Source organism: Pseudomonas alkylphenolica (assembly GCF_016009175.1).
Lineage (GTDB): Bacteria > Pseudomonadota > Gammaproteobacteria > Pseudomonadales > Pseudomonadaceae > Aquipseudomonas > Aquipseudomonas alkylphenolica_B.
Window position 1 is genome coordinate 118,375 of the sequence record NZ_JADUCM010000012.1, and the last position, 21,270, is coordinate 139,644.

At 59.9% G+C, this 21,270-nt stretch carries 19 protein-coding genes and 3 tRNA genes; 15 read left to right on the top strand and 7 right to left on the bottom strand.

Translation table 11 applies throughout. From position 1 onward, the window contains the following. Positions 1 to 84 precede the first annotated feature (84 nt). Genes I5S59_RS13125 through I5S59_RS13150 form a run of 6 tightly spaced genes read left to right on the top strand, consistent with a single transcriptional unit; the run spans position 85 to position 6,021 of the window. Positions 85 to 1,179, top strand: coding sequence for an ABC transporter ATP-binding protein (locus I5S59_RS13125; RefSeq protein ID WP_197877018.1), 1,095 nt, complete (start codon positions 85 to 87; stop codon positions 1,177 to 1,179). Continuing rightward, on the top strand, positions 1,179 to 2,276 hold the full coding sequence (locus I5S59_RS13130; RefSeq protein WP_197876995.1) for an ABC transporter ATP-binding protein: 1,098 nt from the start codon (positions 1,179 to 1,181) through the stop codon (positions 2,274 to 2,276). Before I5S59_RS13125 ends, I5S59_RS13130 begins: the two co-directional genes overlap by 1 nt. Then, a complete protein-coding gene (locus I5S59_RS13135) occupies positions 2,273 to 3,136 on the top strand; it encodes a carbohydrate ABC transporter permease (RefSeq protein ID WP_197876996.1) in 864 nt (287 codons plus the stop codon). Before I5S59_RS13130 ends, I5S59_RS13135 begins: the two co-directional genes overlap by 4 nt. 10 nt (positions 3,137 to 3,146) lie before the next feature. Continuing rightward, the gene (locus I5S59_RS13140; protein WP_107025441.1) at positions 3,147 to 3,947 is read left to right on the top strand and encodes a carbohydrate ABC transporter permease; all 801 of its coding nucleotides are present in this window, start codon (positions 3,147 to 3,149) and stop codon (positions 3,945 to 3,947) included. An 11-nt stretch (positions 3,948 to 3,958) separates the two neighbouring features. Then, positions 3,959 to 4,231: a DUF2160 domain-containing protein gene (locus tag I5S59_RS13145; RefSeq protein ID WP_197876997.1), complete on the top strand. Its 273-nt coding sequence runs from the start codon at positions 3,959 to 3,961 to the stop codon at positions 4,229 to 4,231. A gap of 50 nt (positions 4,232 to 4,281) precedes the next feature. After that, positions 4,282 to 6,021, top strand: a complete 1,740-nt coding sequence (locus I5S59_RS13150) for an ABC transporter substrate-binding protein (protein ID WP_197876998.1) — start codon at positions 4,282 to 4,284, stop codon at positions 6,019 to 6,021. A gap of 118 nt (positions 6,022 to 6,139) precedes the next feature. Here I5S59_RS13150 and folD read toward each other — a convergent pair whose 3' ends face one another. Then, entirely contained in the window at positions 6,140 to 6,994 is an 855-nt protein-coding gene (gene folD, locus I5S59_RS13155) for a bifunctional methylenetetrahydrofolate dehydrogenase/methenyltetrahydrofolate cyclohydrolase FolD (protein ID WP_197876999.1), read from the bottom strand. Between the two features lie 285 nt (positions 6,995 to 7,279). Here folD and I5S59_RS13160 point away from each other — a divergent pair. The 3 genes from I5S59_RS13160 (at position 7,280) to I5S59_RS13170 (ending at position 7,611) form a co-directional block, all read left to right on the top strand. Next, positions 7,280 to 7,356 (top strand) — tRNA-Arg (locus I5S59_RS13160). Between the two features lie 41 nt (positions 7,357 to 7,397). Continuing rightward, positions 7,398 to 7,473: transfer RNA gene (locus tag I5S59_RS13165), tRNA-His, on the top strand. A gap of 53 nt (positions 7,474 to 7,526) precedes the next feature. Continuing rightward, positions 7,527 to 7,611 (top strand) — tRNA-Leu (locus tag I5S59_RS13170). 227 nt (positions 7,612 to 7,838) lie between these two features. On the opposite strand, the gene I5S59_RS13175 is transcribed toward I5S59_RS13170, so the two are convergent. The 6 genes from I5S59_RS13175 to I5S59_RS13200 all read right to left on the bottom strand — a co-directional run bounded on the left by I5S59_RS13175 (position 7,839) and on the right by I5S59_RS13200 (position 13,929). Next, positions 7,839 to 8,141, bottom strand: coding sequence for a hypothetical protein (locus I5S59_RS13175; protein ID WP_197877000.1), 303 nt, complete (start codon positions 8,139 to 8,141; stop codon positions 7,839 to 7,841). Positions 8,142 to 8,233: 92 nt separating this feature from the next. Beyond that, on the bottom strand, positions 8,234 to 8,554 hold the full coding sequence (locus I5S59_RS13180) for a YceK/YidQ family lipoprotein (protein WP_197877001.1): 321 nt from the start codon (positions 8,552 to 8,554) through the stop codon (positions 8,234 to 8,236). A gap of 69 nt (positions 8,555 to 8,623) precedes the next feature. Then, entirely contained in the window at positions 8,624 to 9,517 is an 894-nt protein-coding gene (locus I5S59_RS13185) for an alpha/beta hydrolase (protein ID WP_197877002.1), read from the bottom strand. Between the two features lie 67 nt (positions 9,518 to 9,584). Further along, on the bottom strand, positions 9,585 to 11,816 hold the full coding sequence (locus tag I5S59_RS13190) for a TonB-dependent siderophore receptor (RefSeq protein WP_197877003.1): 2,232 nt from the start codon (positions 11,814 to 11,816) through the stop codon (positions 9,585 to 9,587). Between the two features lie 83 nt (positions 11,817 to 11,899). Then, positions 11,900 to 13,237, bottom strand: coding sequence for a sensor histidine kinase (locus I5S59_RS13195; protein WP_197877004.1), 1,338 nt, complete (start codon positions 13,235 to 13,237; stop codon positions 11,900 to 11,902). Beyond that, the gene (locus tag I5S59_RS13200; RefSeq protein WP_197877005.1) at positions 13,237 to 13,929 is read right to left on the bottom strand and encodes a response regulator transcription factor; all 693 of its coding nucleotides are present in this window, start codon (positions 13,927 to 13,929) and stop codon (positions 13,237 to 13,239) included. Before I5S59_RS13200 ends, I5S59_RS13195 begins: the two co-directional genes overlap by 1 nt. Positions 13,930 to 14,163: 234 nt before the next feature. Between I5S59_RS13200 and I5S59_RS13205 the strand changes: the two genes are divergently transcribed. From I5S59_RS13205 to I5S59_RS13230, 6 genes are all read left to right on the top strand, one after another. After that, a complete protein-coding gene (locus I5S59_RS13205) occupies positions 14,164 to 14,466 on the top strand; it encodes a DUF6388 family protein (protein WP_128324521.1) in 303 nt (100 codons plus the stop codon). 274 nt (positions 14,467 to 14,740) lie between these two features. Then, on the top strand, positions 14,741 to 16,051 hold the full coding sequence (tig, locus tag I5S59_RS13210) for a trigger factor (RefSeq protein WP_128324522.1): 1,311 nt from the start codon (positions 14,741 to 14,743) through the stop codon (positions 16,049 to 16,051). A gap of 91 nt (positions 16,052 to 16,142) precedes the next feature. Beyond that, positions 16,143 to 16,784, top strand: a complete 642-nt coding sequence (clpP, locus tag I5S59_RS13215; protein WP_128324523.1) for an ATP-dependent Clp endopeptidase proteolytic subunit ClpP — start codon at positions 16,143 to 16,145, stop codon at positions 16,782 to 16,784. A gap of 107 nt (positions 16,785 to 16,891) precedes the next feature. Beyond that, entirely contained in the window at positions 16,892 to 18,175 is a 1,284-nt protein-coding gene (gene clpX / locus I5S59_RS13220; RefSeq protein ID WP_128324524.1) for an ATP-dependent Clp protease ATP-binding subunit ClpX, read from the top strand. A 150-nt stretch (positions 18,176 to 18,325) separates the two neighbouring features. Beyond that, positions 18,326 to 20,722 (top strand): endopeptidase La, encoded by a 2,397-nt coding sequence (lon, locus tag I5S59_RS13225; RefSeq protein WP_128324525.1) that lies wholly within the window; start codon positions 18,326 to 18,328, stop codon positions 20,720 to 20,722. A 148-nt stretch (positions 20,723 to 20,870) separates the two neighbouring features. Next, entirely contained in the window at positions 20,871 to 21,143 is a 273-nt protein-coding gene (locus I5S59_RS13230) for an HU family DNA-binding protein (protein WP_128324526.1), read from the top strand. Positions 21,144 to 21,270: the final 127 nt, after the last annotated feature.

Sequence of the window (21,270 nt, forward strand, 5' to 3'; positions counted from 1 at the left end):
AGCACTTGGATCTGGCGGTCGGCGATGGCACGAATCTGGCTCTACAGCGAAGGCCTGTCCGATCACAACAATCAGGGCCGCCCCATGTCGCTTACCCTGGAGCATGTCAGTCGCACCGTCGATAACCAGCGCTGGATAGTCGATGCCAGCCTCAGTTTCGAGCCGGGCTCGTTCAATGTCCTGCTCGGCCGCACGTTGTCTGGCAAAACCAGCCTGATGCGCCTGATGGCCGGGCTGGATCGCCCTGACCAAGGGCGGGTGTTGATGAACGGTGTCGATGTCACCGGCTTGCCGGTGCGTCAGCGCAATGTGTCGATGGTCTATCAGCAGTTCATCAATTACCCGACCCTCAGTGTCTACGAGAACATCGCTTCACCGCTTCGTCAGGCGCGCATGGGCGAGCAAGAGATCCGGCACAAAGTGCATCAGACGGCGCAAATGCTCCGCATCGAACCCTTTCTGCAGCGCCTGCCGCTGGAACTGTCCGGCGGCCAGCAGCAGCGCACGGCAATGGCCCGGGCGCTGGTCAAGGACGCCGAGCTGATCCTCTTCGATGAGCCGCTGGTCAACCTTGACTACAAGCTGCGCGAAGAACTGCGCCAGGAGATGCGCGAGCTGTTCGCGTCCCGGCACTGCATCGCCGTTTATGCCACCACCGAGCCGAATGAGGCCCTGGCGCTGGGCGGTACCACCACCATTCTTCATGAAGGCTGCATCGTGCAAAGCGGTGCGACCGCTCAGGTCTATCACCAGCCGCGCACGGTGCTGGCGGCCGAGCTGTTTTCCGAGCCGCCGATCAACCTGATTGCCGGGCGCATCAGTGGCAATGAAGTGAGTTTCGCCGGGGCGGTGCACTTCGCCATGAACGCCGACCTGCGCCGCATCGGCGACGGCGAGTACCGCTTCGGTGTGCGCCCCAGCCATATCAGCCTGGTGCCGTCGAACGACGATGACCTTGAGCTGGCGGTGCTGGTGGAGCTGGCGGAAATCAGCGGTTCGGAAACCTTCCTGCATGTGCGCAACGAGCACTTTCGCATCATCCTGCACCTGTCCGGCGTGCACGAGTATCACGTCGATGCAGCGATCCGCGTGTTTATTCCGACCCACAAGCTGTTTGTCTTCGACAGTGCCGGCGTGCTGGTGCAGGCGCCGGGCGCGCGTGAAGCGAGGGTCGCCTGATGGCCGAGATTCGTCTGCAGCAACTGGCCCACAGCTACAGCCGCACGCCCGGAAGTGCCGATGACTATGCCTTGCGTGAGCTGGAGCATGTCTGGGCCCAGGGCGGCGCCTATGCCTTGCTCGGGCCCTCGGGATGCGGCAAGTCGACGTTGCTCAACATCATTTCCGGGCTGCTCAGCCCTTCACAGGGCCAGGTGCTCTTCGATGGCAAGGTGGTCAACGCGCTGTCACCGCAGGCACGCAACATCGCCCAGGTTTTCCAGTTTCCGGTGGTCTACGACACCATGACGGTGTTCGACAACCTGGCCTTTCCCTTGCGCAATCAGGGAATGGACGAGACACGGGTACGCAGCAAGGTGGAAGAGATCGCCGAGGTGCTCGAACTCGGCCCGGCGTTGAAAAAGAAGGCGCGCAATCTCAGTGCCGATGAAAAACAGAAAGTCTCCATGGGCCGTGGACTGGTGCGTGACGACGTTTCGGCGATCCTCTTTGACGAGCCGCTGACAGTGATCGACCCGCACCTGAAGTGGAAGCTGCGACGCAAGCTCAAACAGATTCACGAGCAGTTCAATATCACCATGATTTACGTGACCCACGATCAGCTGGAGGCCTCGACCTTCGCCGACAAGATCGCGGTGATGTACGGCGGGCAGATCGTCCAGTTCGGCACACCGCGGGAGTTGTTCGAGCGGCCGCGGCACACCTTTGTCGGCTATTTCATCGGTAGTCCAGGGATGAACCTGATCGATGTGCAGCCGCAACCCGGCGGCGTCGGTTTCGCCGGGGTTCACCTGCCGTTGCCAGCGGCGCTACAGGTGCGACTGGCAGAGACACCGGCTACGCGCTTGCAGGTTGGTATCCGCCCCGAGTTCGTGCAGTTGCGCGAGGCGCCGTTCGATGATGCCTTCAATGTCCGGGTGGTGGATGTCGAGGACCTCGGCACCTACCGCATCCTGACGCTGGACCTGGACGGTGCGGCCCTCAAGGTGCGCCTGGGTGAAGATCGCGTAGTGCCGCAAGAGCAGGCCTGGATCAGTTTCCCGACGCAGTGGCTGATGCTGTACGCCGACGACGTCCTGCTGGAGGCCGCACCATGAACAAGGTGCCCAACAACAAGGCCTGGTGGCTGGTGCTGCCGGTGTTCCTGCTGGTGGCGTTCAGTGCGGTGATACCGATGATGACCGTGGTCAACTATTCGGTGCAGGACATTTTCGACCAATCCAGCCGCTACTTCGTCGGTGCCGACTGGTATCGCCAGGTGCTGCAGGATCCTCGCCTGCACGACTCCTTGCTGCGCCAGTTCGTGTATTCGGGCTGTGTGTTGCTGATCGAGATACCGCTGGGCATCGCCATTGCCCTGACCATGCCGACCAAGGGACGCTGGTCGTCACTGTGCCTGATCGTCATGGCCATTCCGCTGCTGATTCCTTGGAATGTGGTCGGTACCATCTGGCAGATTTTCGGTCGAGCTGACATCGGCCTGCTCGGGGCCTCGCTGAACCGGCTGGGCATCAGCTACAACTATGCGGCCAACACCATGGACGCCTGGGTCACGGTGCTGGTGATGGATGTCTGGCACTGGACGTCGCTGGTGGCGTTGCTGTGTTACTCGGGCCTGCGGGCGATCCCGGATGTCTATTACCAGGCGGCGCGAATCGATCGTGCGTCGCCCTGGGCGGTGTTCCGGCACATCCAGTTGCCGAAGATGAAGAACGTGTTGCTGATTGCCGTGATGTTGCGCTTCATGGACAGCTTCATGATCTACACCGAGCCCTTTGTGCTGACCGGTGGCGGGCCGGGCAATGCCACCACCTTCCTCAGTCAGACCCTGACCCAGATGGCGGTCGGGCAGTTCGACCTGGGGCCGGCCGCGGCGTTTTCGCTGGTGTACTTCCTCATCATCCTGCTGGTGTCGTGGCTGTTCTATACCGCCATGACCCATGCCGACAAAGACTAGGAGGGCGGTCATGAACCCGCGCAAGACGCTGCCCCTGTTGCTGTATATCCTGTTTTTGCTGGTGCCGATCTACTGGCTTTTGAACATGTCGTTCAAGAGCAACACAGAAATTCTCGGCGGCCTGACCCTGTGGCCGCAGGATTTCACTTTCGACAACTACCGGGTGATTTTCACTGACCCCAGCTGGTACACCGGCTACATCAACTCGCTGTACTACGTCTGCCTGAACACGGTGATTTCCCTCAGTGTGGCGTTGCCTGCGGCTTACGCGTTTTCGCGCTACCGCTTTCTGGGCGACAAGCACCTGTTCTTCTGGCTGCTGACCAACCGCATGGCGCCGCCGGCGGTGTTTTTGTTGCCATTCTTCCAGCTGTATTCGTCCATCGGCCTGTTCGACACCCACATCGCCGTGGCGCTGGCGCACTGCCTGTTCAACGTGCCGTTGGCGGTCTGGATTCTGGAGGGCTTCATGTCAGGTGTGCCGAAGGAAATCGATGAAACCGCCTACATCGATGGCTACAGCTTCCCGCGGTTCTTCGTGAAGATTTTTGTGCCACTGATTGGCTCGGGCATCGGCGTCACGGCGTTCTTCTGCTTCATGTTTTCCTGGGTCGAGCTGCTGCTGGCGCGCACCCTCACCTCGGTCAATGCCAAGCCCATCGCGGCAGTGATGACCCGTACGGTGTCGGCTTCGGGCATCGACTGGGGCGTACTGGCGGCTGCCGGGGTGCTGACCATCCTGCCGGGCATGCTGGTGATCTGGTTTGTCCGCAACCATGTGGCCAAGGGCTTTGCCCTCGGCCGGGTCTGAGGAGGCGCGCAATGGACTGGATGGCCTGGACCCTGCCGACGGCCTTGTTCTTCACCGTAATCGGCTTGCTGCTGGTGGGTATGACACTGTTCGAATTGCGCCGGCCGTGCGTAGCGCGCCGCGGCTTTCTGCCGATTGCCACGACCCGCGGCGACCGGTTGTTCATCGGGCTTCTGGTCAGTGCCTATCTGCACCTGCTGGTCATCGGGGTCAGCGACTGGAATCTCTGGGTGGCCTCGCTGCTGTCGGTGGTGTGGCTGTTGGTGGTGATGCGCTGGGGTTAGCCGAACAGGTTCGGTCAGGCTCCAAGGGAATACTCAATCGGGAGATCATGATGTTCGACAACAACAAAAACCGGCGACATTTGACCCTGGCCGCCTTGCTCGTGCTCGGCAGTTTCCACGCCAGCGCCTGGGCCGATGCCTATGAAGACGCGGCGAAAAAATGGATCGGCAGCGAGTTCAAGCCCTCGACCCTGACGCCGGAGCAACAGCTTGAGGAAATGAAGTGGTTCATCAAAGCGTCCGAGCCTTTTCGCGGAATGAAGATCAACGTGGTGTCGGAAACCATCGCCACCCATGAGTATGAGTCCAAGGTGCTGGCCAAGGCGTTCAGCGAAATTACCGGAATCAAGCTGACCCACGACCTGCTGCAGGAAGGTGACGTGGTGGAGAAGCTGCAGACCCAGATGCAGTCGGACAAAAACATCTATGACGGCTGGGTCAATGACTCGGACCTGATCGGCACGCACTTTCGCTATGGCAAGACCGAGTCGATCACTGATCTCATGGCCAATGAAGGCAAGGACTACACCTCGCCGACACTGGATATCAAGGACTTCATCGGTATCTCCTTTACCACCGCGCCAGACGGCAAGATCTACCAGTTGCCTGACCAGCAGTTCGCCAACCTGTACTGGTTCCGGGCCGACTGGTTCGACAGGCCGGAGCTGAAGGCCAAGTTCAAGGAAAAGTACGGCTACGAACTCGGGGTGCCGGTCAACTGGTCGGCGTATGAGGACATTGCCAAATTCTTCAGCGAAGACGTCAAGGAGATCGACGGAAAACGCGTCTACGGGCACATGGACTACGGCAAGAAAGATCCGTCGCTGGGCTGGCGTTTTACCGACGCCTGGTTCTCCATGGCCGGTGGCGGCGACAAGGGCCTGCCCAACGGTTTGCCGGTGGATGAGTGGGGGATTCGCGTCGAGGACTGCCATCCGGTGGGCTCCAGCGTCACCCGTGGCGGCGACACCAACGGCCCGGCGGCGGTCTACGCAACGCAGAAATATGTCGACTGGATGCGCGCCTATGCACCGCCGGAAGCACAGGGGATGACCTTCTCCGAGTCTGGTCCGGTACCTTCCCAGGGCAACATCGCCCAGCAGATATTCTGGTACACCGCCTTTACCGCTGACATGACCAAACCGGGCCTGCCGGTGATGAACGCCGATGGCACGCCGAAGTGGCGGATGGCGCCGTCGCCGAAAGGCCCGTACTGGGAGGAGGGCATGAAACTGGGGTATCAGGATGCCGGCTCCTGGACCTTCCTCAAGTCGACGCCTGAGAAACAGCGCCTGGCGGCCTGGCTGTACGCCCAGTTCGTTACCTCCAAGACAGTCTCACTGAAGAAAACCATCGTTGGCCTGACGCCGATTCGCGAGTCGGACATCAACTCCCAGGCCATGACCGATCTTGCGCCCAAGCTCGGCGGCCTGGTGGAGTTCTACCGCAGCCCGGCGCGGGTGCAGTGGACGCCGACCGGCACCAACGTACCGGACTACCCGCGCCTGGCGCAGTTGTGGTGGAGCCATATTGCCGAAGCGGCGAGTGGCGAGAAGACGCCGCAAGAGGCCCTGGATGGTCTGGCACGCGACCAGGACAAAATCCTCGAGCGGTTGGAACGGTCCAAGGCGCAAGCCACCTGTGCCCCCAAGCTCAATCCGGAGCGTGATGCCCAGTACTGGTACGACCAGCCGGGGGCGCCGAAGCCGAAACTGGCCAACGAGAAGCCCAAGGGCGAGACCGTCAGCTACAGCGAACTGCTCAAGTCTTGGGAAGCCGCACGCAAGTAGCGAGCAACCAGGTAGGAGCTGGCTTGCCAGCGATGAGGCCCTTCAGCCGGGCACAAAAAAACGGCACCCACACAGGTGCCGTTTTTAATGCGCCGCTGGAATCTAAATCCAATGGTGCTTACTTGTGCAGCTCTTCCGCCGCATACAAGGTGTTCTCCAGCAGGCAAGCCCGGGTCATCGGGCCGACGCCGCCTGGCACCGGGGTGATCCAGCCGGCGCGGGGCAGGGCGGTCTCGTAGACCACGTCACCGACCAGCTTGCCATCGTCCTGACGGTTGATGCCGACGTCGATGACGATGGCACCTTCCTTGATCCACTCACCTTTGACCAGGCCCGGCTTGCCAGCGGCAACCACCACCAGGTCGGCGCGGCCGACGTGGCCAGCCAGGTCTTTGGTGAAACGGTGGGTGACGGTGACGGTGCAGCCGGCCAGCAGCAGCTCCATGGCCATCGGGCGACCGACGATGTTCGAGGCGCCCACCACCACGGCGTTCATGCCGTACAGGTCCTGACCGGTGCTTTCCAGCAGGGTCATGATGCCTTTTGGCGTGCACGGGCGCAGCAGCGGGATACGCTGGGCCAGGCGCCCGACGTTATAAGGGTGGAAACCGTCGACGTCTTTGTCCGGGCGGATGCGCTCCAGCAGCAGCGAGGCATCCAGGTGCGCCGGCAGCGGCAGCTGCAGCAGGATGCCGTCGATGTTCGCATCATCATTGAGGCGGTCGATCAGGTCGGTCAGGGTCTGTTGAGAGGTCTCGCTGGGCAGGTCGAAGGCCTGGGAGATAAACCCGACCTCTTCACAGTCTTTACGCTTGTGCGAGACATAGACTTGAGACGCGGGGTCGGTGCCGACCAGGATCACCGCCAGGCCTGGAGTACGCAGGCCTTGCTGGCGACGCTCCACGACACGTTGGGCGATCTGCTGGCGCAGGCTGGCGGCGATCGCCTTGCCGTCAATAAGGTGTGCAGTCATGACGCGTGATTAACCATCGAGAGGGAATAAAAAGAGCGCGCATTCTCGCATGAAGGGGGCCGAGGGCAAAGGCGCTTGGTCCGGGTATTCCCCTAACCCCTTAAATAAAATGAATTTTTTTCAAAAAAGAGTTGACGACCTTTCCGCTCGTCTATAACATTCGTCGCACTTGTCGGGCAGAGCCTAGCACTGGTTAGCAAGGTCAGGCAGAATGAGCGGATTTGTTAGCTTGTTCGGTACGGCTAAAAGTTAATTTGTAATCGTAACAGAAAGCAGATTAAATATGCGCCCGTAGCTCAGCTGGATAGAGCATCCGCCTTCTAAGCGGATGGTCGCAGGTTCGAGTCCTGCCGGGTGCGCCAATAGGCAGCTTAGGCACAAGTAAAGCGGTAAATGCAATATGGTGGGCGTAGCTCAGTTGGTAGAGCACAGGATTGTGACTCCTGTTGTCGTGGGTTCGATCCCCATCGTCCACCCCATATTCTAAAAGGCGCCCGATGAAAATCCGGCGCCTTTGCTTTAAAAGCTTCATGCGGACGTGGTGAAATTGGTAGACACACTGGATTTAGGTTCCAGCGGCGCAAGCTGTAAGAGTTCGAGTCTCTTCGTCCGCACCATCCAAGCTTTCACTGCACTTTGCTGAAGTGCATGAAAGCCTCGAAAAAGCCGCCTAGTGCGGCTTTTTTCGTTTCTGCGCCAATGGTCCTGATTCGCGAGTGATCGAAGCCCGCTTAAGCGGGATTTTGGGCGTTATGCTGGTCGGTCGTCACGCCAGCAACGGCAGTTGTCGGCTGCGGGCTTCGACACTCACGCAGTAATATCAGCTGCTCCAGGGAGCAGAAAGCTATTCATCGCCTGTTTGCATTAGCCCCTGTGCGCCATCGTCAGCAAATTTCTCGACGGGTACAGGCGCATTGGGATGCATCGAGTGCGAACCATTTCTACCGACTGCCTGGATGTAACCAGTTGCGCTGTCGGCAGCATCGTTGCCCTCTGTTGCTGACACCGAAGTCGTCATGGCCTGGAAGTCGCCAGGTTCACTCGTGGTACTGATCCGGTTCAGCTGTTCAGATGAGTCTGCAAGCACTGGCAGGCAGGTTACGGTCAGCAGTGCTGCAGTCATCGCGCTCAGTAAGGTGGTACTCATTGTCGTACGCCTCCATTTAGAGTCGCACATCAAGTCTGAACCTCGGAGCAAAAAGCGGGGCTGTTGGTGACCAACGGCTGGGTGATCAGGCCTTAGTATTCCAGCCGCCGCACCGGTACATTGCCATGCTTGAACTGCTGGTAACCGGTATAGGGAATAAGGAGGGTATCGGCTATGCCCGAGGCGGCCATGTCCAGAAGGATTGGCGCTGGCGCCCAGTGGCTGCCCGACCGGGGTGGTCCGTCGAAGTTACAGAACTGATAGGCGACGCCACTGTAGGCGCGGGGTATCGAATGACAGTTCGATTCCCATCTGGCCAGGTCATCCACGGCCCCCGCTTCGTTGGTCACGGTTTTGATCGTGCCGCATCCGGTCAAACCTGCCAGCAGCAGTGTTGCAATCCATTGCTTCATAAAACGCTCTCCCTTGATTACGGCGATCATAACGCGCTGACCGCAACAAAGGGTAGGGTGGCCCGGTAGCTACCTGGACATTCCGTCGATCACCCATTTCAGTGACGCGGGCAACATGGGGCCATGGCCGAGCCCGTCGAAGCGTTTGAATGTCACTTGCAGCCCCGGGACTTTCGCCAGGTCTGCACTCAGCTCGCGTGCCGGGCGTTCTGTGTCGCCTTTGTTCGGTTCGCGAGGGCGGGCGGGTTCATCGCTGCCGCGCATCACCAGTAGCTGTGGCCGGCTGTTGCCCAGGCGCTGCTGCAGTCCCGCCGCCTCTTTCACGATTACGCCGTCGTGCCACCACAATGAAGGGCTGGCCGCCGCGTAGTCGCTGAATTCGCCGGGGCGTGTGAACAGCGCGTGCAGCACTGCCAGCCCACCGTAGGAGTGGCCCCAGAGTGTCTGCCGGCTGTTGTCGATGGGCGCGACGTTGGCAACCATCGGGCGCATGCGTTGGTTGAGCAGGTCGAAAAAGGCATCCACCCCCCCACTGGGTTGCCCTGTCAGTGGATCGAGCTGCTCGCGCTGCTCGGGCAGGTTCGGGGTGTAGTCGTAGGTTCGGGCGCTGCGTTCGATGCGCTGATCGGTCTGGTAGCCGACGGCCACCAGCAGCGGTGCCTGACCTTCGGCGAGGGTGTGCAGCTGGTCGTCGTTCAAGGCGCTGATAGCGGCATTGCCATCAAGCATCCAGAGCACCGGGTAGCCCGCGGGAGGGGCTGGGCGGTCAGGCTTGCCCACCCACAGCTGATAGTGGCGTTTACCATCGGCAGAACTCAGTTGCAGGGTGGTGAAGAAGTAAGCAAGGTCCTCACGCTGCAGCAGGCTGGCGTCCATCTGCTGCGTCGGTGCCGGTTGCGCCAGGCTGATACCCGGGGCTGCCAGGGCCAGTAACCACGCTAATGCCAAGAAGCGGTTTTTCATCGGGTGTTCTCGTCAGGGTTTCTGGGCGTGGCCGCCGCCCGGTGTGGGACCTGGCGGCGGCACGCGGTCAGAAGGAAGCAGTCAGGCTGGTGTAGAGGGTTCTACCTGGTTCGTTGTACGTGGCAGCGCCAGCCCCTTCGATACCGTTCACACCCTGGGCGTTACCCGCCCGAAACAGGCGCTTGTCAAACAGATTGTCCATCCCCGTGGTGAGGCTCAGGTTTTTGGTTATCGTGTAGGTACCACTTATGCCGACCAAAGCATAGGGGGAAAGTTGATCGTTTGCGCTGCCCGTCACGCGATCACCGTGGTAATCGTATTTTTTCGGCGTTTGCTTGCCGTACCAGGCAACGCTCAGTTGCAGCGAAAGGTCGTCCCTGGCCTGCCAGTCGAGCATCGAGTTCAGGGTGTAGTCCGGCGTCACCGAGAGCGTTTCGCCAGTGGTCTTGTTCTTCGACTCGAGCATGTAGGTCAGGTTGTTGTTCCAGGTCAGTTGCTCGCTCAGCGGGATGGTCAGCGTTCCTTCCAGGCCTTCTACCAGCGCCTTGGGAATGTTTTCCCATTGGTAGATCGATGAGTTGACATAGCTGCCGGTGCCGCCTGAGGCATTGCCGATGGGGCTCAGGCCCGAGTCGATCTTGTTCTTGTAGTCATTGCGAAAGTACGTAATGCCCGCGACCCAGCCATTGTTCTTGAACTCGATGCCCAGCTCTTTATTGATGCTGGTCTCGGCTTCGAGGTTTTCATTGCCTTGCAGGTAGCAACTGGTGCTCTGGCCATAACAGCCCTGGCCGCGGCTGTAGAGCAGGTAATCAGGATTGAGTTGATACAGGTTGGGCGCTTTGTAGGCGCGGGCGATGCCGGCCTTGAGGGTGATCGTGTTGGTCAGTGCATGTGACAGGTTGAGCGATGGGCTCCAGTTGTCACCGACAATGCTGTGATGGTCGAAACGCAAGGCCGGCGTGAGCATGGTGCCGGGCATCAGCTCGATGTTGTCTTCGGCGAACAGCGAGACAATCTGGGCTTGAGAGGTGGTGTCGCGGCCAGTGCTGTCCAGGCCATCCACGGCACCGCCTTCGCTGGTGGTCTGGGTGTTGGCGCTGGGGTCGTCGAGCTTTTGCTGGCTCCACTCGGCGCCTAGAGTCAGGGTCTGGTCACGCCAGGCATGCAGCGGCAGGTTGAGTTCGCCATGCGCGGTGAGGTCTCGCAAGGTCGAGGTGTAGAAGTCGACGCTGCTGAAGATGCCCTCGGTGCCGCCGGCCAAGCCTTCGTTGATCCGCGAATTGCGGGTCTTTTCGTATTGCAGATAGGCCATGGAACTGCCGAAGTCCCAGTCGCCGTTGTGGGTCAGTGCATAGGACTCGCGGTACAGGCGGTTGGTCTCCTTGCCGAGCATGCTTTTTACATTGGCATTGGAGTTGGTGTTCTGTGTGTCGCCGGTGTAGATGTTGCCCTGGCGACTGAAGCCGGCCTCGAGCGACAGGGTCTGTTCCGGGCTCAGGCGCCAGGTCAGTTGGCCATTCAGGTCTTTGTTGCGCACGCCTTCGCGCCCGGCGGGAAGGGTGCCGGCCTGGTTGCCGGTGCGCACAGATTCATGCCCCTGGTTGATATCCCAGTCGTCGGCATCGGTCTTGGCCACGTTACCGTAGGCGCGGAAGCTGAGAGTGTCGGTGAGCGGGCCGCTGAGACCGAACGTCATGCGCTTGGTAGCGCCTTCGTCACCGTGCTGGGGAAAGTTCTGATAAACCGTGACGTTGCCGTGGGTTTCGGGGCTGGCCTGCTTGGTGATGATGTTCACCACCCCGCCCATGGCACCCGAGCCGTAGCGAGCTGCTGCCGGGCCGCGGATGACCTCAATGCGCTCGACCTGGTCGGCCGGGACCCAGTTGGTGTCGCCGCGCGAGTCGCGCTCACCGCGCCAGCCGTAGCGCACCGAACTGCGGCTGCTGACCGGCTTGCCGTCGACCAGAATCAGGGTGTTCTCCGGACCCATGCCACGAATATCGATTTGCCGGTTGTTGCCGCGTTGACCGCTGGTGGAGTTCCCCGTCAGGTTGACACCGGGCATGGTCCGGATGATCTGCGACAAGTCGTTGGCCGGGGGGCGCTTCTTGATGTCTTCAGCGGTGATCACCGAGACGCCGGGTGCCTGTTTGGTCTCCTCCAGCGCCGTGGCCACGACCGACTGGCTTTCCAGTTCGATGGGCTCTGGTTGGGTGGTGGCAGCCTGCACGGCGCTGGCCAGCAAACAGCTGGACAGCAGCAGGTAAGGGGCGAAGGACAAGGGGCGGGACGACATCTTCGATCTCCGGAACAGCATGCGGAAGGTAAGAGGTCGTAGATGATAAATACTCTTAATTGAGAGTAAAGCTCATTAACTTTCTAAACATTCCTCGCCGTTGGCAGCACGATGTGCAGGCACAATCCCGGCTGGGCGTTGCTGGCCCACAGGCGGCCTCCTTGCAGTTCGATGGCGCGACGGGCGATGGCCAGCCCCAGGCCGAAACCGGCGCCGCTTTCGGGTAAACGCTGGTAAGGCTTGAAGATGCGTTCGAGGTCGGCCTCGGGCACGCCTGGGCCCTGGTCGTGCAGACGCAGGTGCCAGTAATCGCCCTCGCGCTGCCCGTCCAGGGTTATCACGCCGCCGCGTGGTGAATGGCGGACAGCGTTGCGCAGCAGGTTTTCCAGTGCCTGGGCCAGGCTGTCGAGGTGAGCGCGCACTGCGCAGTCGGTACCCAGCGAGCAGGGCAGTTGGGTCGGCGCCCAGCCGCTTTCAAAGCAGGCGTCTTCGCACAGCGCTTCCCAGACGGACAGCACCAGGACCGGTTCGGTGGGCAGCTGCGGTTGCTCGGTGTCCATCCAGGCCAGGTCGAGGGTGTCTACCAGCAGCTTTTGCATGTCGTCCACCTCGCGCCCCAGGCGTTCGCGCAGCTGCTCGGGTGCAAGGTTGCTGTCATGGGCGATGCGCAGCCGTGCCAGCGGCGTGCGCAATTCGTGAGACAAGGTGCGCAGCAGCAGGCGCTGTTGCTCCAGGCTCTGGCGCAGGCGGTCAGCCATGTGTTCGAACGCCTGCGCCAGCTCGCCCAGTTCGTCACGCCGCTCCTGCAAGGGCAGGCCGGGGCTGTCGAGGTTGTCGGCCCGCAGGGCATCGGCGCGGTCGCGCAAGCGGTTGAGCGGGACCACCAGTTGCCGGTAGAGGGCCAGGCCCAGCAACAGGGCAAGCAAGGTGGGTGCTACACCGTGGGTGATGATGTGGGTCCAGGGTGTCAGGCCGGTGGGCAGCAGGTGCTCGGGCAATTGAATGACCAGGCGTCCGTCCTCCGGATGCTCGGGAAAGGCAATGCTGACGTAAGGCAGTTCATCCTGCAGGCGGCGACTCATCGGCCAGTCGAGTTTACGCATGAACGTCAGGTGGCTGGCTTCTTCAGCGCTTAGCGGCGTGCTACCGAGGCTCTCCAGGCGTGGGCCTATGAGGGCAACCCAGGTGTTTTCGTCCGACTCCAGTTGACGTCGATACGCCTCGGCGCCCGCAGCGCCGCCCCGTCGCCAGGCCGCTTCAGCTTGTTGCGCGTAGCGCGCCAGGTGCAGTTGTTCGGCCTGGCTGAGGAAGTAGGTGCTGCGTTCAACGGACAGGCCCCAGGTCCAGATCAGCCAGGTCAGCAGCAGGCAAAAGCCGACCTGCAGCGCGGCCAGTTTCCACAGCAGCGGGTGACGACGCATCAAGGGCTTTCCGTGTCGACCAGGATGTAGCCCTGGCCGCGCACAGCCTGGATCTGCAGGTGCTGCGCGCCAATGCTGGCAAGTTTGCGGCGCAGGTTGCATACATGCACGTCCAGGCCGCGATCAAGGCGCGTGAACGCGCGGTGCAGCACCGTCTGGTACAGGAACGCCTTGCTCAGGGCTTCGCCGGGGTGGGCGCGCAGCGTGGCGAACAAGCGGTATTCGGAGCCGGTGAGCCCGGCGTTGCGGCCGAGGTGAGCGACATCCTGGGCATGCTGGTCGAGGGTCAGGTCGCCTTCGTTGCGGGCTTCGGTCTGGCGCCGGTCGAGTGCCACGCGTCGCAGCAGGGCATCGACCCGCGCATCGAGCTCGGCCAGGCTGAACGGCTTGGGTAAATAGTCGTCAGCGCCGCGGGTGAATCCGCTGATGCGGTCCTGCTCCGCACCCAGGGCCGACATCAGCATCACCGGAACCGCCTGATGGCGGCGCAGCTCGTCCAGCAGGCTGAGGCCGTCTACGCCAGGCAGCATGATATCCAGCAGGAGCAGGTCAAAACGGCAGTGGTGCAGGGCGTTCAGGGCCTGCGTACCGTTTTCGCAGGCAGTGACGCTGAAGCCGCGGTGCTGGAAGTGGCGTTGCAGATCATGACGCAGGTGCGGATCGTCTTCGGCGAGGAGAAGGGTGGAGGACACGGAGCGGCCTTTAATGAGAATTCATTGCAATTACGAATCATCCCATTTCCGGCGCCAAAGCAGCAATGCCTAATGCTCAAATGCGGGTGTCCCATATAATGAACGGCATTTTCCAGTGGAAGTCCGGTGTTCAACGTTGACTTGCTTGCGGTGCACTGGTGACAACTACATAAAAGCTGATAGATTTCAGCCGGTTGAGGCCGTGGCCAACGGCAAGGTAGTGAGGACCGCTTGATGATTTCAAAAGAACGCCAGGCCAGCGCGCTGCAGCGCTTCGCCGCCGCCAATCCGCAGCTACTGGAAGAAATTGCCGGGCTCAGCGCCCATGAGCAGCAGCAACAGATCGAATGGGCGTTCGAGGATGCCGCGCAGGAACAGGGGCTTGAACCCTGGGAATTGACCCTGCAACTGATCGCCAGCTCCGACGCGGAACTCCAGGCCATGCGCCTTGAAGTGCATCGGCAGGTCGCTGAAGCGCTGGGCATGGAATGGGAAGAATATTGCAGTATCAATGAGATCGATGGCACGGCCCCCTGACGGTCAGCCCCGGTTTTGTAGTGTTTTGACAAGTTTTTCTGGCTACCCGAGAGCGGGGTCGTCACCTTGATCGAAAGGTGGCTCCCGGGCCCTGGGTAGCGGGTCTTGAGCACCTCCGGACAGGGTTTTGGCCGGGGGTTGTAAATGAAATGGACCGGCGTACTTTCCCGTCGTCTTGAACGGGGTGACTTCTGGCCTTTGAGCCACTAGAATGCTTGCCCTTGATTCTGGAGTCGGGTATCGCCGGCTAACGTCTGTGCAACGAGGAATATCCATGCAAGTTTCTGTTGAAAATACTTCTGCTCTCGAGCGTCGCATGACCATCGCCGTTCCGGCAGAGCGCGTCGAGACCGAAGTCAACAAGCGTCTGCAACAGACTGCCCGTCGCGCCAAGGTTCCAGGCTTCCGTCCTGGCAAAGTGCCGATGAGCGTGATCCGTCAGCGTTACGAAGACGCAGCCCGCCAGGAAGCCTTCGGCGATCTGGTTCAGGCTTCCTTCTACGAAGCTGTGGTTGAGCAGAAGCTGAACCCGGCTGGCGCTCCTGCCGTCGAGCCAAAATCGTTCGAAAAAGGCAAGGACCTGGAATACGTTGCCACCTTCGAAGTGTTCCCTGAGTTCACCGTTGCCGGTTTCGACTCGATCGCTGTCGAGCGCCTGAGCGCCGAAGTGGCTGATGCCGACCTGGACAACATGCTGGAAGTCCTGCGCAAGCAGAACGTCCGCTTTGAAGCCGTTGAGCGCGCTGCCCAGAACGAAGACCAGCTGAACATCGATTTCGTCGGCAAGGTCGACGGTGAAGTGTTCGCAGGTGGTTCGGCCAAAGGCACCCAGCTGGTACTGGGTTCCGGCCGCATGATCCCGGGCTTCGAAGAAGGCCTGGTTGGCGCCAAAGCCGGTGAAGAGCGGGTTCTGAACCTGTCCTTCCCTGAGGACTACCAGAACCTGGACCTGGCTGGCAAAGCCGCCGAGTTCACCGTTACCGTCAACAGCGTTTCCGAGCCTAAGCTGCCTGAGCTGACCGAAGAGTTCTTCGCCCAGTTCGGCATCAAGGAAGCTTCGCTGGAAGGTTTCCGCACCGAAGTTCGCAAGAACATGGAGCGTGAACTGCGTCAGGCCATCAAGACCAAGGTCAAGAACCAGGTAATGGACGGCCTGCTGGCTGCCAACCCGATCGAAGTGCCAAAAGCACTGCTGGAAAACGAAGTGAACCGCCTGCGCGTTCAAGCCGTTCAGCAGTTCGGTGGCAACATCAAGCCTGAGCAACTGCCGGCTGAGCTGTTCGAAGAACAAGCCAAGCGTCGCGTTGTGCTGGGCCTGATCGTTGCTGAAGTGGTCAAGCAAAACGACCTGAAGCCAGACGAAGACCGCGTTCGCGAAATGATCCAGGAAATGGCTTCGGCTTACCAAGAGCCTGAGCAGGTCGTGGCCTGGTACTACAAGAACGACCAGCAACTGAACGAAGTGCGTTCGGTTGTGCTGGAAGAACAAGTTGTGGATACTGTTCTGCAGAAAGCGACTGTGACCGATAAATCGGTCTCGTACGAAGAAGCCATCAAGCCAGTGCAGGCTCCTGCCGCTGACTGATTGTTTCTCTCGTAGGAAAAACACCACAAGCCAGCCTTCGAGCTGGCTTGTGCGTATTCAAGACATGACTATTTGGGAGTGAGTGCAGGACATGTCCCGCAATTCTTATTATCAGCAGAGCTCTGACATCCAGGCCGCAGGCGGCCTGGTCCCGATGGTTATCGAGCAATCCGCTCGTGGCGAACGTGCCTACGACATCTACTCGCGCCTTTTGAAGGAGCGGGTGATCTTTCTGGTCGGCCCGGTAGAGGACTACATGGCCAACCTGATCGCGGCGCAGTTGCTGTTCCTTGAAGCGGAAAACCCGGACAAGGATATCCATCTCTACATCAACTCGCCGGGTGGTTCGGTGACTGCGGGCATGTCGATCTACGACACCATGCAGTTCATCAAGCCAGACGTGTCCACCACCTGCATCGGTCAGGCGTGCTCCATGGGCGCATTCCTGCTGGCTGCCGGTGCCAAGGGCAAGCGTCACTGCCTGCCAAACTCGCGCGTAATGATTCACCAGCCGCTGGGCGGTTTCCAGGGCCAGGCGACGGACATCGAAATCCACGCCAAGGAAATCCTTTCCATCAAGTCGCGTTTGAACGAGCTGCTGGCCTACCACACCGGCCAGGACCTCGAAACCATCAAGCGCGACACCGAGCGTGACAACTTCATGAGCGCACAACGTGCCGCCGAGTACGGTCTGATCGACTCGGTACACGAAAAGCGTCAAATGGCTGTCTGATCAAGGTGTCAAAGCAGGTGGTCGGGTTTTCCCGCCACCTGTGGACTTGAAAAAGCCCGCATTTGCCTTCATCTTGTGTTGCAAGCCTACCGGATTGGATCGATCGAATGACTGACACCCGTAACGGCGAGGACAACGGCAAATTGCTCTATTGCTCCTTCTGCGGCAAAAGCCAGCATGAAGTGCGCAAGTTGATTGCCGGCCCCTCGGTATTTATCTGCGACGAGTGCGTCGACCTGTGCAATGACATCATCCGTGAGGAGGTGCAGGAAGCCCAGGCCGAAAGCAGCGCGCATAAACTGCCTTCGCCGAAAGAAATCAGCACCATCCTGGACCAGTATGTCATCGGTCAGGAGCGTGCGAAAAAGGTACTGGCGGTAGCGGTGTACAACCACTACAAGCGCCTGAACCAACGCGACAAGAAGAACGACGATGTCGAGCTCGGCAAGAGTAACATCCTGCTGATCGGTCCGACGGGCTCGGGTAAAACCCTGCTCGCCGAAACCCTCGCGCGTCTGTTGAATGTCCCGTTCACCATCGCCGATGCCACCACCCTGACCGAAGCCGGTTATGTGGGTGAAGACGTCGAGAACATCATTCAAAAGCTGCTGCAAAAGTGCGACTACGACGTGGAAAAGGCCCAGATGGGCATTGTCTACATCGACGAAATCGACAAGATCTCGCGCAAGTCGGACAACCCGTCCATTACCCGTGACGTTTCGGGTGAGGGCGTGCAGCAGGCGTTGCTCAAGCTGATCGAAGGCACGGTTGCCTCGGTTCCGCCGCAAGGTGGCCGCAAGCACCCGCAGCAGGAATTCCTGCAGGTCGATACGCGCAACATCCTGTTTATCTGTGGCGGTGCGTTCTCTGGCCTGGAAAAGGTCATCCAGAACCGTTCCACCCGCGGCGGCATCGGCTTTGGTGCCGAAGTGCGCAGCAAGCAGGAAGGCAAGAAAGTCGGCGAATCGCTGCGTGAAGTCGAGCCTGACGATCTGGTCAAGTTCGGCCTGATTCCAGAGTTCGTCGGTCGTTTGCCGGTGCTCGCTACCCTCGACGAGCTCGATGAAGCTGCCTTGATGCAGATTCTCACCGAGCCGAAGAACGCGCTCACCAAGCAGTATGCCAAGCTGTTCGAAATGGAAGGCGTCGACCTCGAGTTCCGTAGCGATGCGCTCAAGTCCGTGGCCCGCAAGGCCCTGGAGCGCAAGACCGGTGCACGTGGCCTGCGTTCGATCCTCGAAGGCATCCTGCTCGACACCATGTACGAGATTCCTTCGCAGAAGGATGTCAGCAAGGTGGTGATCGACGAGAGCGTCATCGATGGCACCTCGCAGCCACTGTTGATCTACGAAAACAGTGAGCCGCAAGCCAAAGCTGCACCTGACGTCTGAGCCTCCAAACGGCTCGAATCAGCAAGGGGCCTTCGGGCCCCTTTGCTTTTCCTGTCGTAGAGCTTGTTTTTTTGCGGGGCTGCCCCCACATTAAACCCACGCTCAAATTCCACCGGTTTCCGGCCACAAGGCCGCTGTAGAGGCGAAATCATGAAGACCACCCTCGACTTGCCTCTTTTGCCATTGCGCGATGTCGTCGTCTATCCGCACATGGTTATCCCACTGTTCGTGGGGCGCGAGAAGTCCATCGAAGCCCTCGAGGCCGCAATGACGGGCGAGAAGCAGATCCTTCTGCTTGCCCAGAAGAACCCCGCTGACGACGATCCAGGCGAAGACGCCCTGTACCGCGTCGGTACCATTGCCACCGTCCTGCAACTGCTCAAACTGCCCGATGGCACCGTCAAGGTGCTGGTCGAGGGTGAGCAGCGCGGTGCGGTAGAACGTTTCAATGAAGTCGACGGCCATATTCGCGCCGAAGTTTCGTTGATCGACGAGTCGCAGACCGCCGAGCGCGAGTCTGAAGTCTTCGTTCGTAGCTTGCTGTCACAATTTGAGCAATATGTTCAGCTGGGCAAAAAAGTCCCCGCTGAGGTCCTGTCGTCGCTCAACAGCATCGATGAACCGGGGCGCCTGGTCGACACCATGGCCGCGCACATGGCCCTGAAAATCGAGCAGAAGCAGGAAATTCTCGAGATCCTCGACCTGGCTACCCGAGTCGAGCATGTCATGGCGCTGCTGGATGCTGAAATCGACTTGCTGCAGGTCGAGAAGCGCATCCGCGGTCGCGTGAAAAAACAGATGGAGCGCAGTCAGCGCGAGTACTACCTGAATGAGCAGATGAAGGCCATTCAGAAAGAGCTCGGCGACAGCGAAGAAGGTCACAACGAAGTCGAAGAGCTGAAAAAGCGCCTCGACGCCGCCGGCCTGCCCAAGGATGCCTACGCCAAGGCCCAGGCTGAGCTGAACAAGCTCAAGCAGATGTCGCCGATGTCGGCTGAAGCCACCGTCGTGCGTTCCTACCTGGACTGGCTGGTGCAGGTGCCGTGGAAGGCCCAGAGCAAAGTGCGTCTGGACCTGGCCAAGGCCGAGGAAATCCTCGACGCCGACCATTACGGTCTGGAAGAGGTCAAGGAGCGCATCCTCGAGTACCTCGCCGTGCAGAAACGGGTGAAGAAAATCCGCGGCCCTGTGCTGTGTCTGGTCGGGCCGCCGGGTGTGGGTAAAACCTCCCTGGCTGAATCGATTGCCAGTGCCACCAACCGCAAGTTCGTGCGCATGGCCCTGGGCGGCGTGCGTGACGAGGCCGAGATTCGTGGTCACCGGCGCACCTACATCGGCTCGATGCCGGGTCGCCTGATCCAGAAAATGACCAAGGTGGGCGTGCGCAACCCGCTGTTCCTGCTCGATGAAATCGACAAGATGGGCAGCGACATGCGTGGCGATCCGGCCTCGGCGTTGCTGGAGGTGCTCGATCCCGAGCAGAACCACAACTTCAACGATCACTATCTGGAAGTCGACTACGACCTGTCCGATGTGATGTTCCTCTGCACCTCCAACTCGATGAACATCCCGCCAGCACTGCTGGACCGGATGGAAGTCATTCGTCTGCCGGGTTACACCGAGGATGAAAAAATCAACATCGCGGTCAAGTACCTGACGCCCAAGCAAATCAAGGCCAACGGCCTGAAAAAGGGTGAGCTGGACGTCGACGTCACGGCGATTCGCGACATCATCCGCTACTACACCCGCGAAGCCGGTGTACGGGGCCTGGAGCGCCAGATCGCGAAGATCTGCCGCAAGGTGGTCAAGGAGCATGCCGGGCTCAAGCAGGTGGCCGTCAAGGTCACTGGCGAGCAGCTGGAGCACTTCCTCGGGGTGCGCAAGTTCCGTTACGGCCTGGCCGAGCAGCAGGATCAGGTAGGTCAGGTAACCGGCCTTGCCTGGACCCAGGTCGGTGGCGAGTTGCTGACCATCGAAGCCGCTGTGATTCCGGGCAAGGGCCAGTTGATCAAGACCGGTTCCCTGGGCGATGTGATGGTCGAGTCGATCACCGCTGCGCAGACCGTTGTCCGCAGCCGTGCGAAAAGCCTGGGCATCCCGGCCGATTTCCACGAGAAGCGCGACACCCACATCCACATGCCGGAAGGCGCTACGCCCAAGGATGGTCCAAGTGCCGGTATCGGCATGTGCACCGCCCTGGTTTCGGCGCTGACACAGATTCCGGTGCGCGCCGACGTGGCCATGACGGGTGAAATTACCCTGCGTGGACAGGTGCTGGCGATTGGTGGTCTGAAAGAGAAATTGCTTGCTGCGCACCGTGGTGGAATCAAGACGGTGATCATTCCTGAAGAGAATGTTCGCGATCTGAAGGAAATTCCTGAGAATATTAAGCAGGATCTTCAGATTAAACCGGTCAAATGGATTGACGAAGTCCTCCAAATTGCGCTGCAATACGCCCCGGAGCCCTTACCAGATGTGGCTCCAGAGATTGTCGCCAAGGATGAAAAGCGCGACAGCGATTCCAAGGAAAGAATTAGCACGCATTAGTACGTATTTGGCTGGGGGGCTTTCTTGACAGTATTTTCAGGCCCTTGTTATAAAGCGGCACTTAATTGTCAACAGGCCACCCAGCGCTCGTTAAGCTTTTCATTACATACTTAGATACAAACTCAATAGAGATATAAGGGGACTTAGAGTGAACAAGTCGGAACTGATTGACGCTATCGCCGCATCTGCTGATATTTCGAAAGCCACCGCCGGCAAGGCGCTGGACGCAGTTATCGAGTCCGTCACCGGTGCCCTGAAGGCAGGTGATTCCGTGGTACTGGTTGGTTTCGGTACCTTCTCCGTCACCGATCGTCCTGCTCGTACCGGCCGCAACCCGCAAACCGGCAAGACTCTGGAAATCCCTGCTGCCAAGAAGCCTGGCTTCAAGGCCGGCAAGGCACTGAAAGAAGCTGTCAACTAAGTCACTTCCTTCAGGCTTACGCCTAACCGAGCCGGGCTCATGCCTGGCTTGGCTACCGAAGGTCAGGACGCGCTGAAAGGCTCCTGACCTTCGGTCGGTTACGAGAAGGCGCATCTTCGGATGCGCC

Excerpts from the sequence above, each read along its gene's own strand:
- I5S59_RS13180 (WP_197877001.1), bottom strand. The coding sequence starts at position 8,554 with ATGAAGCAATGGATTGCAACACTGCTGCTGGCAGGTTTGACCGGATGC.
- I5S59_RS13140 (WP_107025441.1), top strand. The coding sequence starts at position 3,147 with ATGAACCCGCGCAAGACGCTGCCCCTGTTGCTGTATATCCTGTTTTTG.
- clpX (WP_128324524.1), top strand. The coding sequence starts at position 16,892 with ATGACTGACACCCGTAACGGCGAGGACAACGGCAAATTGCTCTATTGC.
- I5S59_RS13130 (WP_197876995.1), top strand. The coding sequence starts at position 1,179 with ATGGCCGAGATTCGTCTGCAGCAACTGGCCCACAGCTACAGCCGCACG.
- I5S59_RS13185 (WP_197877002.1), bottom strand. The coding sequence starts at position 9,517 with ATGAAAAACCGCTTCTTGGCATTAGCGTGGTTACTGGCCCTGGCAGCC.
- I5S59_RS13150 (WP_197876998.1), top strand. The coding sequence starts at position 4,282 with ATGTTCGACAACAACAAAAACCGGCGACATTTGACCCTGGCCGCCTTG.
- I5S59_RS13205 (WP_128324521.1), top strand. The coding sequence starts at position 14,164 with ATGATTTCAAAAGAACGCCAGGCCAGCGCGCTGCAGCGCTTCGCCGCC.
- I5S59_RS13175 (WP_197877000.1), bottom strand. The coding sequence starts at position 8,141 with ATGAGTACCACCTTACTGAGCGCGATGACTGCAGCACTGCTGACCGTA.
- I5S59_RS13145 (WP_197876997.1), top strand. The coding sequence starts at position 3,959 with ATGGACTGGATGGCCTGGACCCTGCCGACGGCCTTGTTCTTCACCGTA.
- lon (WP_128324525.1), top strand. The coding sequence starts at position 18,326 with ATGAAGACCACCCTCGACTTGCCTCTTTTGCCATTGCGCGATGTCGTC.
- I5S59_RS13190 (WP_197877003.1), bottom strand. The coding sequence starts at position 11,816 with ATGTCGTCCCGCCCCTTGTCCTTCGCCCCTTACCTGCTGCTGTCCAGC.
- I5S59_RS13125 (WP_197877018.1), top strand. The coding sequence starts at position 85 with ATGTCGCTTACCCTGGAGCATGTCAGTCGCACCGTCGATAACCAGCGC.
- clpP (WP_128324523.1), top strand. The coding sequence starts at position 16,143 with ATGTCCCGCAATTCTTATTATCAGCAGAGCTCTGACATCCAGGCCGCA.
- I5S59_RS13195 (WP_197877004.1), bottom strand. The coding sequence starts at position 13,237 with ATGCGTCGTCACCCGCTGCTGTGGAAACTGGCCGCGCTGCAGGTCGGC.
- folD (WP_197876999.1), bottom strand. The coding sequence starts at position 6,994 with ATGACTGCACACCTTATTGACGGCAAGGCGATCGCCGCCAGCCTGCGC.
- I5S59_RS13135 (WP_197876996.1), top strand. The coding sequence starts at position 2,273 with ATGAACAAGGTGCCCAACAACAAGGCCTGGTGGCTGGTGCTGCCGGTG.
- tig (WP_128324522.1), top strand. The coding sequence starts at position 14,741 with ATGCAAGTTTCTGTTGAAAATACTTCTGCTCTCGAGCGTCGCATGACC.